Source organism: Pseudomonas sp. BS3767 (assembly GCF_900099665.1).
GTDB classification, from domain to species: Bacteria; Pseudomonadota; Gammaproteobacteria; order Pseudomonadales; family Pseudomonadaceae; genus Aquipseudomonas; species Aquipseudomonas cerasi.
The window spans coordinates 133,049-151,122 of the sequence record NZ_FNCX01000008.1; the positions used below are offsets into that span (position 1 = coordinate 133,049).

At 59.9% G+C, this 18,074-nt stretch carries 13 protein-coding genes; 11 read left to right on the forward strand and 2 right to left on the reverse strand.

The window, feature by feature from the left end; translation table 11 throughout:
- The first annotated feature begins 79 nt into the window (after window positions 1-79).
- The 8 genes from betI (at window position 80) to BLR16_RS21265 (ending at window position 8,014) form a co-directional block, all read left to right on the forward strand.
- A complete protein-coding gene (gene betI, locus BLR16_RS21225; RefSeq protein WP_002555619.1) occupies window positions 80-673 on the forward strand; it encodes a transcriptional regulator BetI in 594 nt (197 codons plus the stop codon).
- A 103-nt stretch (window positions 674-776) separates the two neighbouring features.
- Complete coding sequence (betB, locus tag BLR16_RS21230; RefSeq protein WP_058396369.1) at window positions 777-2,249, forward strand: betaine-aldehyde dehydrogenase; 1,473 nt, start codon at window positions 777-779, stop codon at window positions 2,247-2,249.
- Window positions 2,250-2,389: 140 nt separating this feature from the next.
- Window positions 2,390-4,096, forward strand: coding sequence for a choline dehydrogenase (gene betA, locus BLR16_RS21240; RefSeq protein WP_024661877.1), 1,707 nt, complete (start codon window positions 2,390-2,392; stop codon window positions 4,094-4,096).
- A gap of 286 nt (window positions 4,097-4,382) precedes the next feature.
- Complete coding sequence (locus tag BLR16_RS21245) at window positions 4,383-4,901, forward strand: RNA polymerase sigma factor (RefSeq protein WP_003372500.1); 519 nt, start codon at window positions 4,383-4,385, stop codon at window positions 4,899-4,901.
- Window positions 4,898-5,881, forward strand: coding sequence for a FecR domain-containing protein (locus tag BLR16_RS21250; protein ID WP_003432542.1), 984 nt, complete (start codon window positions 4,898-4,900; stop codon window positions 5,879-5,881). The genes BLR16_RS21245 and BLR16_RS21250 overlap by 4 nt, the downstream gene beginning before the upstream one ends.
- 121 nt (window positions 5,882-6,002) lie before the next feature.
- The gene (locus tag BLR16_RS21255) at window positions 6,003-7,136 is read left to right on the forward strand and encodes a PepSY-associated TM helix domain-containing protein (RefSeq protein WP_074807278.1); all 1,134 of its coding nucleotides are present in this window, start codon (window positions 6,003-6,005) and stop codon (window positions 7,134-7,136) included.
- Window positions 7,133-7,315 (forward strand): hypothetical protein, encoded by a 183-nt coding sequence (locus BLR16_RS21260; RefSeq protein WP_058396372.1) that lies wholly within the window; start codon window positions 7,133-7,135, stop codon window positions 7,313-7,315. Before BLR16_RS21255 ends, BLR16_RS21260 begins: the two co-directional genes overlap by 4 nt.
- Before the next feature lie 69 nt (window positions 7,316-7,384).
- The gene (locus BLR16_RS21265; protein WP_024661874.1) at window positions 7,385-8,014 is read left to right on the forward strand and encodes a glutathione S-transferase family protein; all 630 of its coding nucleotides are present in this window, start codon (window positions 7,385-7,387) and stop codon (window positions 8,012-8,014) included.
- Between the two features lie 652 nt (window positions 8,015-8,666).
- Here the strand turns inward: BLR16_RS21265 and BLR16_RS21275 are convergent.
- Window positions 8,667-9,170 (reverse strand): retropepsin-like aspartic peptidase RloA2, encoded by a 504-nt coding sequence (locus tag BLR16_RS21275; RefSeq protein ID WP_003432546.1) that lies wholly within the window; start codon window positions 9,168-9,170, stop codon window positions 8,667-8,669.
- Between the two features lie 193 nt (window positions 9,171-9,363).
- Between BLR16_RS21275 and BLR16_RS21280 the strand changes: the two genes are divergently transcribed.
- Both BLR16_RS21280 and BLR16_RS21285 read left to right on the forward strand, forming a co-directional pair.
- Window positions 9,364-10,257, forward strand: coding sequence for an acyltransferase (locus tag BLR16_RS21280; protein ID WP_003432549.1), 894 nt, complete (start codon window positions 9,364-9,366; stop codon window positions 10,255-10,257).
- A gap of 71 nt (window positions 10,258-10,328) precedes the next feature.
- Complete coding sequence (locus tag BLR16_RS21285; RefSeq protein ID WP_232917435.1) at window positions 10,329-11,375, forward strand: RHS repeat-associated core domain-containing protein; 1,047 nt, start codon at window positions 10,329-10,331, stop codon at window positions 11,373-11,375.
- Here the strand turns inward: BLR16_RS21285 and BLR16_RS21290 are convergent.
- Entirely contained in the window at window positions 11,355-11,918 is a 564-nt protein-coding gene (locus BLR16_RS21290) for a DUF2780 domain-containing protein (RefSeq protein WP_003372491.1), read from the reverse strand. The genes BLR16_RS21285 and BLR16_RS21290 overlap by 21 nt on opposite strands.
- Before the next feature lie 221 nt (window positions 11,919-12,139).
- Between BLR16_RS21290 and BLR16_RS21295 the strand changes: the two genes are divergently transcribed.
- Window positions 12,140-17,968, forward strand: coding sequence for a hypothetical protein (locus BLR16_RS21295; RefSeq protein ID WP_074807285.1), 5,829 nt, complete (start codon window positions 12,140-12,142; stop codon window positions 17,966-17,968).
- Window positions 17,969-18,074: the final 106 nt, after the last annotated feature.

The window sequence follows — 18,074 nt, forward strand, 5'->3', positions numbered from 1 at the left end:
TCGTTCAATAAAAAATCTTTAGACTGGTCTCACCGTTTTGGTACAACGATCACTGCAGACACCCGGGAGAATCGCGCCAATGCCCAAGGTCGGAATGCAACCCATCCGCCGCCAACAGTTGATCCAGGCCACGCTGACTGCGGTCGATCAGGTCGGTATGGGCGATGCCAGCATTGCGCTGATTGCGCGACTGGCAGGCGTGTCCAACGGCATCATCAGTCACTATTTTCAGGACAAGAACGGCCTGATCGCCGCCACGATGCGGCATCTGATGAACGCCTTGATCCAGAACGTCCGCGAACGCCGTCAGGCGCTGACCGAGGACAGCCCCAGGGCTCACCTGCAAGTGATCATCGAAGGCAACTTCGACGCCAGTCAGGTCAGCGGCCCGGCCATGAAAACCTGGCTGGCCTTCTGGGCGACCAGCATGCATCACCCTTCGCTGCACCGATTGCAGCGCATCAACGACCACCGTTTGTATTCGAACCTGTGCTGTCAGTTCCGCCGTACCTTGCCACTGGAACAGGCACGCAGCGCCGCCCGCGGGCTGGCAGCCCTGATAGACGGGTTGTGGCTGAGAGGCGCGCTGTCAGGCGATGCATTCGACACCGAGCAAGCGCAACGGATCGCTTACGAGTACATGGATTTCCAATTGGCGAAATCGGCGAGCTGAGGCTTTCGAAGCCCCTTACCGAACGACTGTAAAAGCCTGTTGCCGAACGAACCCGGCACACTGAAATCAGTCATCGCCCCCCCACTGAATTTGCGAGGACTTTATGGCCCGTTTTGAACTGCAGAAACTTTACATCGATGGCGGTTATGTCGATGCCAGCAACCCTGAAACCTTCGACGCCATCAATCCGGCGAACGGCGAAGTCCTGGCGCAGATCCAGCGCGCCGGCAAGGACGATGTCGAGCGCGCCGTCGTCGCCGCCGAAAAGGGCCAGAAAATCTGGGCCGCCATGACCGCCGTCGAGCGTTCGCGCATCCTGCGCCGTGCCGTCGACATCCTGCGTGAGCGCAACGATGAACTGGCCGCTCTGGAAACGCTGGACACCGGCAAGGCCATCTCCGAAACCCGCTACGTGGACATCGTGACCGGTGCCGACGTGCTGGAATACTACGCCGGTCTTGTACCCGCCATCGAAGGTGAGCAGATTCCGCTGCGCGACTCTTCATTCGTGTACACCCGCCGCGAGCCGCTGGGTGTGGTGGCCGGTATCGGCGCCTGGAACTACCCGATCCAGATCGCACTGTGGAAATCCGCCCCGGCGCTGGCCGCGGGTAACGCGATGATCTTCAAGCCGAGTGAAGTCACTTCGCTGACCACCCTGAAGCTGGCAGAAATCTACACCGAAGCGGGCGTACCGAACGGCGTATTCAACGTGCTGACCGGCAGCGGCCGTGAAGTCGGTACCTGGATCACCGAGCACCCGCGCATCGAGAAAGTCTCCTTCACCGGCGGCACCGACACTGGCAAGAAAGTCATGGCCAGCGCCTCGAGCTCGTCGCTCAAGGAAGTGACCATGGAGCTGGGCGGCAAATCACCGCTGATCGTGTTCGACGACGCCGATCTGGACCGTGCGGCCGATATCGCGATGATGGCCAACTTTTACAGTTCCGGTCAGGTCTGCACCAACGGCACCCGCGTGTTCGTGCCGAACGCTCTGAAAGCCGAGTTCGAAGCGAAAATCCTCGAGCGTGTGAAGCGCATCCGCGCCGGCAACCCGGAAGACGAAACTATCAATTTCGGCCCGCTGGTCAGCTTCGAGCACATGGAAAGCGTGCTGGGTTATATCGCCAAGGGCAAAGAGCAGGGCGCACGTCTGTTGTGCGGCGGCGATCGCCTGACCGGCGGTGTGTTCGACAAGGGCGCGTTCGTTGCGCCGACCGTGTTCACCGACTGCACCGACGAGATGACCATCGTGCGTGAAGAAATCTTCGGCCCGGTGATGAGCATCCTCGGTTACGACACCGAAGACGAAGTGGTGCGCCGCGCCAACGACACCGACTTCGGTCTGGCTGCAGGCATCGTGACCCGCGACCTGAACCGCGCCCACCGCGTGATTCATCTGCTGGAAGCCGGTATCTGCTGGATCAACGCCTGGGGCGAGTCGGCGGCACAAATGCCGGTCGGCGGCTACAAGCAGTCGGGCGTCGGTCGTGAGAACGGCATCAGCTCGCTGGCCCAATACACGCGCATCAAGTCGGTACAAATCGAACTGGGCGATTACGCCTCGGTTTTCTAAACACGGTTTCAGTGGCACGCGGCAGGCCTCAAGCAGACGCACTCAAAAGCTGCCTGCCGCACCCCATTTTCAAGAGTATCGCCTCGCTGCTTCTGCTTGCGGCCAAGGCTTGAAACTCGCAGCTCTATGAGGGAGCCTCTATGACGACTCAATCCGAATACGACTACATCATCATTGGTGCCGGCTCGGCCGGTAACACCCTGGCAGCCCGTCTCACCGAAGACGCAGGCGTCACCGTTCTGCTGCTCGAAGCCGGTGGCCCGGATTACCGGCTGGATTTCCGCACCCAGATGCCTGCCGCCCTGGCATTTCCGCTGCAGGGCCGTCGCTACAACTGGGCCTACGAGACCGAGCCAGAGCCGCACATGAACAACCGCCGCATGGAATGCGGCCGCGGTAAAGGCCTGGGCGGCTCATCGCTGATCAACGGCATGTGCTACATCCGCGGCAACGCGATGGACTACGACGGCTGGGCCAAGGAGCCGGGTCTCGAAGACTGGAGCTACCTCGACTGCCTGCCTTACTTCCGCAAGGCCGAAACCCGCGACATTGGCCCGAACGACTACCACGGTGGTGAAGGTCCGGTCAGCGTGACCACGCCCAAGGCGGGCAACAATCCGCTGTTCCACGCGATGGTCGAGGCGGGCGTGCAAGCCGGTTTCCCGCGCACTGACGACCTCAACGGTTATCAGCAGGAAGGTTTCGGTCCGATGGACCGCACCGTGACGCCTAACGGTCGTCGCGCCAGTACCGCCCGTGGTTATCTGGACGAGGCCAAGAAGCGCTCGACCCTGACCATCGTCACTCACGCGCTGACCGATCGCATTCTGTTCGAAGGCAAGCGTGCAGTCGGCGTGGCGTACCTGGTAGGCGACAGCGATACCCGCATCCAGGCCCGTGCCCGCAAGGAAGTGCTGCTGTGTGGCGGCGCGATCGCTTCGCCACAGATTCTCCAGCGTTCCGGCGTCGGCCCGGCCGAAGTGCTGAACAAGCTGGATATTCCGGTGGTTCATGACCTGCCGGGCGTTGGCCAGAACCTTCAGGATCACCTGGAGATGTACCTGCAGTACGCCTGCACCCAGCCGGTGTCGCTGTACCCTTCGCTGAAGTGGTGGAACCAGCCTGCCATCGGTGCCGAGTGGATGTTCCTCGGTACAGGTATCGGTGCGAGCAACCAGTTTGAAGCCGGTGGTTTCATTCGCTCCAGTGAAGCGTTCGAATGGCCTAACATTCAGTACCACTTCCTGCCGGTCGCGATTAACTATAACGGCACCAAGGGCGTTCAGGAGCACGGTTTCCAGGCTCACGTCGGCTCCATGCGTTCGCCGAGCCGTGGCCGCGTGCAGGTCAAATCCAAAGACCCGCGCGAGTACCCGAGCATCCTGTTCAACTACATGGCCAGCGAGCAGGACTGGCAGGAGTTTCGCGATGGCATCCGCCTGACGCGCGAGATCATGCAGCAGCCGGCACTGGACCCGTACCGTGGCCGCGAAATCAGCCCCGGCATCGACGTGCAGTCTGACGAGGCACTGGACCAGTTCGTGCGTGAGCATGCCGAGACGGCTTATCACCCGTCCTGCTCGTGCAAGATGGGCACCGACGAAATGGCGGTTGTCGATGGTCAGGGTCGCGTGCATGGCCTGCAAGGCCTGCGTGTGGTCGATGCCTCGATCATGCCGATCATCACCACCGGTAACCTGAATGCACCGACGATCATGATCGCCGAGAAAATCGCCGACAAGATCCGTGGTCGCCAGCCGCTGCCACGCAGCACGGCCGACTACTTCGTCGCAGGCGACAAGCCGGCACGCGGCAAGCCGCTGCGCGAGATCAGCCACCAGGCCTGATCTAACGCCCAGGCGTCCTCCCGGGACGCCTGTCGTTGTGCATGCTCCAGCGTGAATGTATTTCACACTGGAGCATCGGCACGATAGTTACAGGATTCTTGTTCCTCACGCTTCAGCGTGAGACTGCATTTCCCGACGCTCCGCTTCGCAATGGCGCTGAGCATGGGCACGAGCGCCCACTCGATTCAGACCCGCCTCCCGACAGACGCGAATTGCCACTATCCCTCCGCTCTGCCACAATCGCGAATGATTCTCTTTAGTTAGAACTTTCTCATCGAGGCCATTCGTGTCGTCAGTCCCAAGCACTCATAGCGAGATCGTTGGTGCGCTGTATCGCGATCATCGCGGTTGGCTGCTGGCCTGGCTCAGACGCAATGTCGCCTGCCCGCAACGTGCTCAGGATTTGAGTCAGGACACGTTTGTGCGCTTGCTGGGGCGCCATGAATTACTCACGCCCAGAGAACCGCGTGCTTTCCTGGCAACCGTCGCCAAAGGCTTGATGTTCGATCACTTCCGACGCGCTGCGCTGGAGCAGGCCTATCTTGGGGAGTTGATGCAGGTGCCCGAGGCCGAGCAGCCCTCTCCGGAAGAGCAGATGCTGATTCTGGAAGACCTCAAGGCGATCGACAGCATGCTCGGCACACTGTCCAGCAAGGCACGGGCAGCCTTTCTGTACAGTCGCCTCGACGGCATGAGTCACGCTGAGATTGCCGAGAGGCTGGGCGTTTCGGTCTCGCGCGTCAGGCAATACCTGGCTCAGGCCATGCGTCAGTGCTACGTGGCACTTTACGGTGAGCCGACGTGAACGCCAGACCGGTCTCTGCCCGCGTGCTCGATGCGGCCATCCAGTGGCAACTGAACATGGACAGCAACGACGGCAATGACGCCGAACTGGCGCGCTGGCTGGCCGCCGATGAAGAGCATGCCCGGGCCTGGAGCCAGTTGGGCATGGTCAATCAGCGCTTTGCTTTGCCCGCAGGTCCGGCACGCAAGGCGTTGCAACAGTCGCCGGGTGCCCTGCGACACAGTTTGCGCAAGCTCGGTGGCGGTCTGGCCGGGGTGTTCATGGCCTTGGGTCTGGCATTGTTCGTCGGCGACCGCTATCTGCCGATAGATTACTGGCTTGCCGACCAGCGCACCGCCACCGGTGAACAGCGTGACGTGCGTTTGGCGGACAACACCCTGATTCGCCTCAACACCCACAGCGCAATCGATGTGCGCTTCGATGCGCAGCAACGTCGGGTCATTCTGCAGGACGGTGAAATACTGGTGCAGACCGGCGATCATGACGACCCGCGGCCCTTCATCGTCGAGACGGCGGATGGAAAGATGCGCGCTCTGGGAACGCGTTTTCTGGTCCGGCGCGAGTCCGATGGAACACGGCTCAGCGTGTTGCAATCGGCGGTCGTCGCCCACCCGCGCAATGCTTCCGGTGAACAGGTTCTGCGCGAGGGCCAACAGGTGCTGCTGACCCGCAACGGACTTGGCCCGTTGCTTGGCATGCCTTCCGGTGTCGACGCCTGGACGCGCGGCATGCTGGTGGTGGACAACGCGCGGCTGGCGGACATGCTCGCTGAACTGGGGCGTTACCGGGCAGGACATCTGGGCGTCGACCCGAAGGTGGCTGATCTGCGGGTTACCGGTACCTTCCCATTGAAAGACACTGACCTGGCGCTCAGGGCGCTGCTGCCGACCTTGCCTGTGCAGATAGAACAGCACACGGCGTGGTGGGTGTCCGTGCTGCCCAGGGATCAACAGCCCGGTAATCCTCCGGCAAAACTCTGAAACATACCCGTTCATGCAGACAGCGGATCGCCCTGACACTTTTTTGGTTTCGAGCGGCTTAGTCTTACAAGTCATTTCGGGGACGCGCGTAGCGTTGCGTCTCTTCGTCTGTGGATAAACCATGAAAAGCCAAACCGTGCGCCGCTGGTCCATCGTGCATACCTGGAGCAGCCTGATTTGCACCCTGTTCCTGTTGATGCTGGCTGTCACCGGCCTGCCGCTGATCTTTCATCATGAAATCGATCATCTGCTCGGCGACGCTCCGCATTACCGGGAGATGCCTGCCGACACACCACGCCTGGATCTGGAGCAACTGGCCAGGGCAGCCGAAGCGCATCGCCCCGGTGAGGTGATGCAGTATTTCGGCTGGGACGACGAAGACCCCAATGGCGTAATGGCAATCACCGCTGCAACCGCCGGCACCGAGCCCAACTCCTCGCACACCTTCGCCCTCGATGCGCGCACCGGTGAGGCGCTGGAGATGCCTTCTGCCAACGGCGGCTTCATGATGGTCATGCTGCGCCTGCATGTAGACATGTACGCCAACCTGCCCGGCAAATTGCTGCTGGCGTTCATGGGCTTGCTGTTTGTGGTGGCGATCGTTTCCGGGACCGTGTTGTATGCGCCGTTCATGCGCAAGCTGGAGTTCGGCCAGGTGCGGGCCAATAAATCCAGGCGTACGCGTTGGCTGGACCTGCACAACCTGATCGGCGTAGTGACATTGACCTGGGCGCTGGTGGTCGGCGTGACGGGAGTCATCAGCGCCTGTGCCGATCTGCTGATTGCCTCCTGGCGCAATGATGCGCTGGCGGCCATGATCGCCCCTTACAAGGACGCGCCGCCATTGACCCAGCGCGCCCCGGCGACTCGATTGCTGGAAATTGCCGAATCCGCTGCGCCGGGCATGCAGGCCGATTTCATCGCTTTCCCCGGCACGCGCTTCTCCAGCGAGCATCATTACGCGGTGTTCCTCAAAGGCAATACACACCTGACTGCGCACCTCGCCACACCGGTGCTGATCGACGCGCAGACCCTGCAAGTCACCGCCGTGGTCGAACGTCCCTGGTATATGGACGCACTGGGCATGTCGCAACCTCTGCATTTCGGTGATTACGGCGGCATGCCGATGAAGATTCTCTGGGCAGTGCTGGACGTGCTGACCATCATCGTACTCGGCAGCGGCGTCTATCTGTGGTGGGTGAGGCGTCGTGCCGCGCGCTCGGTGAGCGTGTTTCGGGCTCAGGTGGCGCAATGAGTTCCAGGCCATCGCGATTCTGGAGGACCTTTGCGATACCCGCCGTGATAGCGCTGCTTATCGGCGTCGGCTTGTTCGCCGCGCTGCTGGGTGATGGCTGGTGGGATACGCTGGCGTGGCTGGGCATGGGGACGGCTGCCCTGTTGAGCATCAAGGGCTTGCTGGCGCGGCGCGGCTGATTGAAACGCTGATTGCAGACGCGTCACAGGCTGACTAGTCTAGGATCCTGTCTCATTCGAGGAATACCCATGTCAGCGCCCACGATGACGTTGTACTTCAACGCGGCTTCACCCTTCGCCCGCAAGGTGATGGTGATGCTGCATGAAACCGCTCAGCTCGATCGCGTCGAGTTGCAGACCACAGTGCTGACACCGGTCAGCCCGTCTGCCGAGCTCAATGAAGACAACCCGGCCGGTAAACTTCCCGCGCTAAGGCTGGCTGACGGCAACGTCATTCACGACAGCCGGGTGATTCTTGATTATCTCGACCACCAGCACGTGGGCCTGCCACTGATCCCCCGGGAAGGCTCGGCACGCTGGAGGCGCCTGACCCTGGCTTCGCTGGCCGATGCGGTGTTGGATGCAGCGGTAATGATCCGCTACGAAACTGCCTTGCGTCCGCAGGAAAAACACTGGAATCAGTGGCTGGACAACCAGCAGCAGAAGATTGAGCGCTCGCTGCATTACTTCGAAAGCGACGCGGTCACCGAGCTCAGCACGTCCTTCGATGTCGCATCGATCAGCGTCGCCGCTGCACTTGGATATCTGGATTTCCGCCAGCCGGATCTGAACTGGCGCAGCACTTATCCGCGACTGGCCGCCTGGTATCTGGACGTCAGTCAACGCCCGTCGATGATCGCGACCCAGCCGCCGGTCTGAGTCAATCTGCGTCGCACCGCACATCTCGGATAGGACGCAGAGCGTCCAGAACGGCATACCCACGCGGAGCATGGGCACGATGGTGTTCTTGCGGGCGGCTATCGTTCCTCACGCTCCAGCGTGGGAATGCCCTGTGTGACGCTCTGCGTCACAGATCTGCGCCGCGCCGCACATTCCGGATAGGACGCGGAGCGTCCAGAAATGCATACCCACGCGGAGCATGGGCACGATAGTTACAAGGTGATCGTTCCTCACGCTCCAGCGTGGGAATGCCGTGGGTGACGCTCTGCGTCACAGATCTGCGCCGCGCCGCACATTCCGGATAGCACGCGGAGCGTCCAGAAATGCATACCCACGCGGAGCATGGGCACGATAGTTACAAGGTGATCGTTCCTCACGCTCCAGCGTGGGAATGCCGTGGGTGACGCTCTGCGTCACAGATCTGCGCCGCGCCGCACATTCCGGATAGGACGCGGAGCGTCCAGAAATGCATACCCACGCGGAGCATGGGCACGATAGTTACAAGGTGATCGTTCCTCACGCTCCAGCGTGGGAATGCCGTGGGTGACGCTCTGCGTCACAGATCTACGCTGTGCCGCACATCCCGGATCGGGCGCGGAGCGTCACACGATACTGAGGACTGTGGATAACCTCAGCAATCAGGTTCGTCAGCGGTATAACGGCGGGCCGGGTTGACCGCGGCGTCGAACTCACGCAACGCCTTGGCACCGATCAACAGCGGGAAGTTGAAGTGGCTGCGGTCCACCAGGTTGACCTCGACCGTACGCTTCTTGTCGCCCAGACACAGTTCCAGGTCAACGACAGGGCGCTTGGCGGGGTTGATGCTTTCGTCATCGTCGTCGTCACCTTCGGCGCGTCCCTTGATCTTGCTGATCCGCGAGACCTTGTGCTCATACACCTTGTCGTCCGCACCCTTGGTTGCCAGGCGGAAACGTACCCAGTCATCACCATCGCGTTTGAACAACTCGATGTCCTTTGCCGACAGCGAGGCGGTCAGTGCGCCGGTGTCCATCTTGGCCTTGAAGGTCTGGCCTATTTCCGCAACCTTGATGTTCTCGTAGCGACCATACAACGTCGGTTCAGCGGCCATGACCGGCAGGGCCAGCAAAGACAATAGCGCCAGGATCGGTTTCACGTGAGAGGTTCCTCGCAATAGTCAGCGCCTGATTGGCGCCCGTTTTTAGACAGCGAACCTGCAGTAGGTTCGTCAGGATGAATATGACGTCAGCATAAAGGCCGAGACGTGAAACATTTGTAAGCACCTGTGTAATTGGCGTAAAACGCGTGGGTCTTTATTATTGCCGCCCCTGAACCTTCAAGAGTCCGTCATGCGCCGTCTGTTCACCGGCTGTTTTGTTGCCCTGCTGTTACTGATCAATACGCTGGTGCTTATCGGTCCGCTATTGATTTTTGCGCTGCTCAAACTGCTGTTCAGAGGCCGTATGCGCGATCGCTGTTCGGCTGCGGTGATGTGGATCGCCGAAACCTGGGCCGAGATCGACAAGGTCATCTTCGCCACCTGCATACCGACGCAGTGGGACATCCGTGGCGATGAAGGGCTGCGCGGTGACACGTCCTACCTGGTTATCAGCAATCACCAGTCGTGGGTGGATATCCCCGCGCTGGTCCAGGCACTCAACCGGCGCACGCCGTTCTTCAAGTTCTTCCTGAAAAAAGAGCTGATCTGGGTACCGTTGCTGGGCCTCGCGTGGTGGGGGCTGGATTACCCGTTCATGAAGCGCTACAGCAAGGCGTTCCTGGCGAAACATCCGCAGCTCAAGGGCAAGGACCTGGAAATCACCAAGGCCGCGTGTGAACTGTTCAAGCGTCAGCCGGTGACCATCGTCAACTACCTGGAAGGCACGCGCTTCACCACGGCCAAACATGCGGCCCAGGGCTCGCCTTATACCCATCTGCTCAAGCCCAAGGCCGGCGGCGTTGCCTTCGTGCTGGCGGCAATGGGCGAGCAACTCGATGCCATCCTGGACGTGACGGTCGTGTATCCCGATTCAGGCATTCCCGGTTTCTGGGACATGCTCTGCGGCCGGGTTTCCAACGTGATCGTCGACATCCGAACCCGCGAGCTGGACCCGGCGCTGTGGCAGGGCGATTACGAAAACGATCCTGCATTTCGCGAGAAAGTGCAGGGTTGGGTCAATCAGCTCTGGGACGAAAAGGATGCGCGTATTGCGGCGTTGCGGCTGGAGTTGCCTGGGCACTGACAGTTCTGACAGGTAGACGAGGCGAAACGGGCGGATGAAACTGGCCTTTAATGTTGCCGGAATCCGCTCTCATGTCATTGCCCCATGTTTCGCCGATCGGCCTATACCGTTACGACGCACTGAACCGACTGGCAAGCATCGCCCCTGCGGGGCAGGAGGTCGTCAGGCGTTTCTATCGAAACAACCGCCTGACCACAGCAATACAGGGCACTTCCCACCATTCTGTTGTTCAGGCAGAGGGTCTTTTACTGGCGTTGCGCCGTGTGGAATCTGATCAGGTCCTGTTCGATCTGCTTGCGACAGATCAAGCCAACTCGGTGCTGCACAGCCTTGATGCCATGCGCAATCAGGCGTTTGTCTACAGTCCTTATGGCCTGCGATCCCTGCAAACATCCGCACTGAGCGTACCTGGTTTTACAGGGCAGACGATTGATCCGATCACTGGATATTACTTGCTGGGCAATGGACTTCGCGCATTCAACCCGACGCTGATGCGCTTTAACAGCCCGGATACGCTGAGCCCGTTTGGTGAGGGCGGGATAAATGGTTATGCCTACTGTGGAGGAAACCCTGTCAATAATGTCGATCCGACGGGGCGAGTATTTAAGGTGGTTGTAGCAGTTTTCAGTACGCGTACGATAAAGTCTGTAAAGCTGATCAGCGAGCAATTTAACGACGTGATTGAAACAGCCCGCAAAGGGTTGATCCCTGCGGTTGGCTCATCGATGCCTCTGCAAGGCAGTAGAAAATGGCTTGATGACGCGCTTGAGCGATTCAATGACAGCCAGTCTTCCTTCATCAAAAACCTCCGTCAAGTGAATCGCCATTTTGCGACTCACGGAGACGGAAGGTTAAGTTTTAAGCAGGCCGAGTATTACGCGGGGCTGGCGTCGCAAGTGTATTCGGGGAAAAAAAGCGACCCGGCCGCCTTTGGGGCGGCTGCTATCAAATGGGCAAGGCAATTTCCTGAAGACCGCAGCACCGCCATGGTGGGTGTGGCCTTCAATTCAGCAGGTGCGTTGATCTCAGGCGCTGTGCAAAAAAAGCAATATAAGACCGGAGATATATTGAGGAACGCTACACGTATAAGGTCCGGTTCAGCTCCCGGCACCCCATAACCCACTCAAACTCTGCAACGCCGAGCCACTGGCACCTTGCTGCCCCAGGTATTGCAGAATCAGCGGGGCAAACTGGCTGACCATCGTGCTGTCCATGCCCAACGCCTTGAAGGCGTTGTTCACATCACCCATGCTCTGCACGTTGCCCAGCGCGCTGTTGAGCATCGAACTATTGCCCGACTTGCCGCCCAGCAGGCTGCCCAGCCCGTTGGCGCCGCCCAGACTTTCCAGTGCGGAAGTGCCGGACATTTGCTCCAGGCCCGGGACCGATTTGGCCAACTGCGAATAATCGGTGCTGGTCAGTTTGTTCTTCGCCAGCCCGAGCAGCGCACCTGTCCCGCCAACCGCCTGTTCCGGGGTGACATTGAGCTGCGTACCGAGAGTATTGAGCAGCCCCGCGACTTCGGGTGCCGCCGTGGCTTTCTGATTGCCATTGGTGGCATTGGAGACCGCGTTCGCGGCGTCATTCAGATTGAAGGCAAATGCAGGGCTTGCAGCCGCTGCCATCAACGTTGCCAAAGCCATTGCGCGTGCAGTTTTCATTGCGTCACCTTTATCGAGCTCGAACCGCCCGTGAGTGGGCGATGAAGCACAGGGTTTGACTGGAGGAACAGAAGCTTGTTCCCAGCGCGCGGTAGCGAACAACGGCAGAGCCTGTATTTGCCCGGTGTCTGGCCCGTGTCGTCCGAAAACATCTATGTATTACCTCGTTTTTCCGCGAAACAGCATGGTGTCGGTCATTTGGAATGCACGGAGCATCAGCAATGACCGATACCCACACCTCATCATTTCCTTCCATGCCAGTTGCCGGCCGGGAAAGGCTTCAGCACATGCTGGCAACCGAAGGCAGCGAGCAACTGGCCGCCATTCTGCAACGGCCGCGGCCTGAAGGTTTCACGCTACTGGACGAGATTCAGGTACTTGGGGCTGCCAGCGTGTTCGGGCGATGGGCCGACGATATCGAGCTCCTGAACACCCTGAAATCAGTGCTGTTCGACGATGAACTGAACGTGCTCAGGGACAGCGCAGAACGCGTTACCCGTTCCGTCGCTTCGCCAGCCTTGGAGGCAGGCCCCGAGCACGAACTGGCCAAGGCGGCGCTCGATATTGCGCAGAGTCATCAGCGCGAGTCACATTCGCCGAGCATCCGAATCGAGCGCATAGACCGCACGCGGGGCGATTACCGTAGGTTGCTGAACACGCTGCGGGCACGAATGCGCGACGTGAAGACCGGCACCTGTATGACCAACAGAGTATTCATGACCGTGGCCGACGACTCGCCGCTGTTTGCCGGCGTCACTTTTGGCGGTTCGATATTGCAGCGGTTCAAGGCGTTGCTCAGGGCTATCGCCAGCGCGGGTCCGGCTGGCGAGGTCGATGACGATCTGTTGCCCGGGGTACGCCGTAAAGACCTGCGCTACGTTCTTGATCTGGTCAACACGTCTCAGGTGGACTTCAGGCAGTCTTTCACCTGTGTGCTGCATGTCAGGATGAATGAAGGTAGGCCGGTTCACTCGCTGCGACTGCAGGGCATCTCCGAGGGACGGCAACCTGCGCACGCCACGCTGTCTGACCTGCACCTCCGATTTATCCGTTTCACCGACTGCCTGGCCCGGTTGGTACCGCACCTTGAATCGGCAGATGCCAAGTGCATCCTGGCCATTCGCGACGATCAAACCGTCTCACTGCATGGTCTGCTCGATTACTACGGCGTCGACATTCCGCTGGCTGCCACCCGCGACCATCTGCTGCAGGCGATCACTGCGCTGTTGCCCGGAGAGCGCGAAGCCCATCCTGCGGGGATGGCACCCGCGTTGCCTTTCACCCTCGCCGAACAGCAGCGTTTCATGCTCGATACCTCGCAGGTCTACACCTTTCGGCAGCACAAGGTTCAGGCGCACGGCACTGACGACTACGGTGTCATCGACCTTGAGCTGAAGAAGGAGATGCAGTGGCATCTTGGTCGATGCCGCACCTTGCTGAACAGTTACCGGCATTTTGGCGCGTCGCTGCAAGACAACGAAAACGCGCTGCTGACAATGCTCCAGCAAACCGGTGGCATCACGCTGAAACTGGTCGTTTACGACAGCGATGGCCACCACGACATCTACCGCGAGCAGCACACCGTCAATCCCTGGCGCGCGAAGGATCTTGCGGAATACTTCGACGCGGCGCGCCAGGAACTGTCGTCTTACATGATCAACACCATTCGCTATGGCGAAGCCGAGGGGGCGATCAATATTGAGCGGCTGATCGTGGAAGTGATCGTGCCCAATCCTGTCCAGCGTCGTCATCCGCTGGCCGATATCGACATCGAAGCCTTCGATATCCGCAGCAAAGAACCTCCGTTTCTTTACGTGGATCCCCTGGCGCTGGGTGCTTATGACGTCATCAGGTCACGGTTCGTGGAGTTGACCGATGAGTTGCGCGAGGCGCAATGGAGCGTCGGCCACTCTGTCACGTTGCTGCGTGCGGCCCGTCACCTGCTGGCACATTACCAGGAGGACCTGCCGGCGTTGCCGCACGCGCAGCGTCAGGCGGCCTATACCCGGCGCTTGAATGATGCCGTCAACACCTACTACAGAGTGATTGCGCAGAACCTCGAGGACCAACAGCGCCTGCAAGTCGTTCTGCAGCCGACCCAGCCGGAATTCGTGGCGCGTGAGCTATGCCGTTATCTGGGGTTGAATGAAGCCTGCTGGCCGGTGATTGCACGGTCTTCGTTCGATATCAGTTACCGGGCCGGCTGGATCAATACCGGTACGTTTTTCCGGCACGAAGAGTCGGTCGGTTATCGAACCCTGCTGAGTGTGGTGTATGACGAAGACCTGCGCCGCGAGCTGGCGCTTGCCGACAATCGTGATGAACGGCTCGGGCAACTGGCTCAGGCGCTCGCCGTTAAAACCCGTTACACGGCAAGTCTGGACGTGCTGCAAGCGAAGCTGACGGGTTTATTCGACGCGAACATTGCCTTCGTCAACAACGGCCACCTGCCTGCTCGACTGACCGCACCACAGGCAGCGTTCAGGCTCGAGGCCGAGAACTACGCCATTCAGGCGACCGAAACCTATCGGATGCTGGAGGCCGAGCGGCTGGTGCTGGTATCCGGTACTGCCGCCGAGCGCCTGCAGATTCTGGAAGGGGTTGCGCTGGCGGACAGTGACAGGCCGGTTCATTGCATCGAGTTATTGAGCGCCGACGAGAAGGTCCGGCTTGAAGCCAGTGCTCTGGCGTTCAGGCAGATGTTGAGCGCCCGAGCGAACGACGATGACATTCAGAACATGTCGACCAGCGCGCAGCATGTGCTGCAACTGGTGCATCAGGTCGGCGGATTGATCCCTGTGCTGGGCAACTTCATCAACCTGGGATTCGACATTTACGACGGCAATGATGAAGGCATCGCGCTGGATGCACTCAACATCATTGCCGAACTGGTGCTGTGCAAAATGCGCACGCTCCCTCCCAGAGTGGCGGGTGTGCTGATGCTGCAAGGCACCACTATCTGGACGATGAGCCAGCAGGTCCAGGCCCTCGGCGATTCGATCAAGGCCAACGACTACGAGGAGTCGGTGAAGAACTTCGGTTTTCTGCTGGTCGGTCTGCATTCGGCGCTGCATTGCGGCATATCGGCGGTGAAAGGGCTCCGGTCCGCGATACTGCGTTATCAACAGACCGTCAGCGAGCGCGCTGTTTCTGACCGCTCTGATCTGAACGAAACGGCCCGACACAGCGAGCACGGCGATGCCATCGAACGCGAAGCCGAGGGCGCACACCTCGCGCGGCGTCGCCTATCCACAAGCAGCTCCTATTGGCGGGTCTCGGAGGATGGGCAGATCTCCGAGCTGCCGACGGGCCGGAAGGTCACGAGCCTCGACTGGAATGGCAACGCGATGGTCGAAGGTGGCGCTCGGGCGGTACTGCTCGGTGGAATCAGCGAGAAGATCTACATGCTCAACGGCCATGCCTGCCGGACAGTCAGCGGACTGACAGGGCCGGAATTGCGACCTCTGCATGCGCTGGACCTCGAAGCAGGTCAATGGCGCAGGCACCCGCAGTCAACGGTCGACGCCCCGCAGCTTTCACGTTTTGCCCACACCGAGGATTTTCCGCTTGGCTTCAGCGGTCGCCCGGAGCGTTTTCTGGCTCCCACCAACACAGTCAGCTGGTATGACAACTGCGTGGCGGCGCTTGAAACAGCCTCCGTGCGGGTCATCGACGCAGATGGCAGGGTAAGCCAGCAGAGCATGGCGCTTGGTGTGATCGAGCACAAATACGTCACCGAGCGTAATGGTCATGTCGAAGTACTCGAACATGCGGGCACCGATGTTGAGACGACCGCCTTCATTCGCGCCGACGGCAGCCGCATGGAAGTCGCCAGGGTGTTGCCTGCCATACCGGCCTACAAGCCTGAAATTCAGGCACAGATTGTCGCGGCTCAAGGCATGTTCGTGACCGTCCGAATAAGCGACACGCTGCAAGGTCTGGTCGGCAGCAAGACCGTTGCGGGTGTTCTGGCGACGCTCAGTAATGGCAGCGGACAGGAACTGGTGATCGAAGCGGATCGCGGCGTTCACTATCGCGGCACGCTGCCCATCGAGCACTTCCTGGCGCTGGCGCCGGGCGAGACGTTACACGACCAGCAGCCTGTTGCCCTGAGCCTGCAGAAAATCAGCCCGCACGCCGATCCCAAACGAGCGTTGCCTCAGCTGTGGCACGACCAGTCGGATTATCGCAACGGCATCGCCCATGATGACTTTGCACTGGAGCTGTTCTATGGCGCGAAGGCGGCGAACGAAGCCTATGTGCGCAACCCTCAATGGGTCGCCAGGAACATCGATGCTGTGGCCAAAATCAAATCGCGGCTGCCCTCGTCCATTACCACAGTGGAAAATCCGTTTTATGTACTCGATACCCCTGAGGAACTGGCCATTCTTTTTGCTGCGCGCAACCAGGCGGCCTTGGCCAATACCTTGCTGGGCCATACCGTTGAATGGGGAGCGGCATCGAGATCCAGAGAGTTACGCCTGGGGGAAAATATCCTCAGACAGCTTCGTCTGAGCGAGCCGCTTCTGGCTGCTCAGGAAAACATTCCGCCGCTCGCCAGCGAGCGGAGCGCCTTCGTCAGTCAGCTTAAGGAGAAGCTGGCCCGCAACAACCTGATGATGGCAGAAGTCAGCCTGAAGTCAGGGGGAAAATCCTGGTTCGCCCATTCGCCTGCCAGGCGTCTCGGCATGCTGGCGGGGCATCTGCACGACGAGTTTTACCTGAGTCATGCGGGGTCGATCATCGATCATATCGAAGCCTGTTTTACCGACCCGTCGAGAATTGAACGTATCGCCGTGCTGTCCCTTGATGACGTCCCGGAAGCCGATGCGCGACGCATTTTTCTCTCCTCGCAGCGCGGCTATACCTATGAGTCGGTCACCAGTCTGGAGCAGCCGGACGAGCATACACATCTGAGCGGTGCGCAATTGCAACTGCACATCGATGACGCCCTTTATCCCGAGCGGACCCGAGGTGTGGGGATTGCCAGCGCGATTGTCGATCTGACCGGTGCAGAAGCGCTCAGCAGCGGGCCAAAGCGTGGCAGTTACTCGATTGAGGGACGTGACTACATCAAGCTGGATAACGGCAGGATCTACCGCGCCGACTGGGATGAGCGCAACGGGGTGTTTCTGCTGGTACCACCGCAAGGCAGGTCGCGCGCCGAGACCCTGGCACTGCCCTGGGTGCGTCACATCGGCGGACATGAGTTCACGCTGATCAACCGTCCAGCGCTCAAGGGCGGCAATCTCATCGATCAGATGATCTGCAGCATCCGCACCCGGCGGCCGGCCGGTCGTTTGGCAACTCACGAGTCCCATTCCGCTCATGACACAGCGAGCGGAACGCTTCAGGTTCACCACGAAGACCTGCACATCATGAGCGACGACGTTCTGGTACCCGGCAAGCTTAATGTGCCATCGAGCCTGTTCCACTCCATCGCAGCGGATCGTGACGGTTACGTGAGGCTGGAAGCCAGGGCAGCGGTGCCTGAAAGCTGCATCTCCAGCACCGAGTTCCTGGTATCGAAATATGCCGGAGGGCAAGTCGCGTTCGATTACAAGGGCGAGAGCCTGGGTGATCCGGCTCCAGTGGTGCCCAATGTCGAGGTCGTCGCCAGGCAGGATGGTCAGTTGGTGAGCCTGAATATCACGACAACAGCGCTCGATGACTGGATAAATGCACGCGGCCACTCTGACTATTTTGTCGGCGAGCAGTCATTTCCCGAGATCGGCGAAGGTATCGGTTTCATCGAGCGAGGAGGGCTGGAAGGCAGCCCGTCATCGGACTACCCGTTTCATTTCATGTTCGTGGCGGGGAAAGTACTGGACCGGAACGGGCAGATTACCGGCGTGCTGGCCTCGGACTTGTCCGAGCCTGCACGTGAGCCTGATCAAAATGGAGTTACGCCGCAATTGCCCGCCAGACGGAACTGGAATCTGGGTCTTTTCCCTTCGATCGACAGCATGCGCGGGGTGCCGGAACCTGATAGCAATGCCTATGTGCAGGAGCATTACTACTCGGTATTGGTGAGGCCCGTGCGGCAGTAGGGCACGTCTCCAGTGTTTTTCGTCCCGCAGGCGGAACAGCCTAGTAGTTCTGCTAGCTGGGCGGAAACAGAGACTCAGCCCAGACTTGCTGCCATGGGTGACTTCA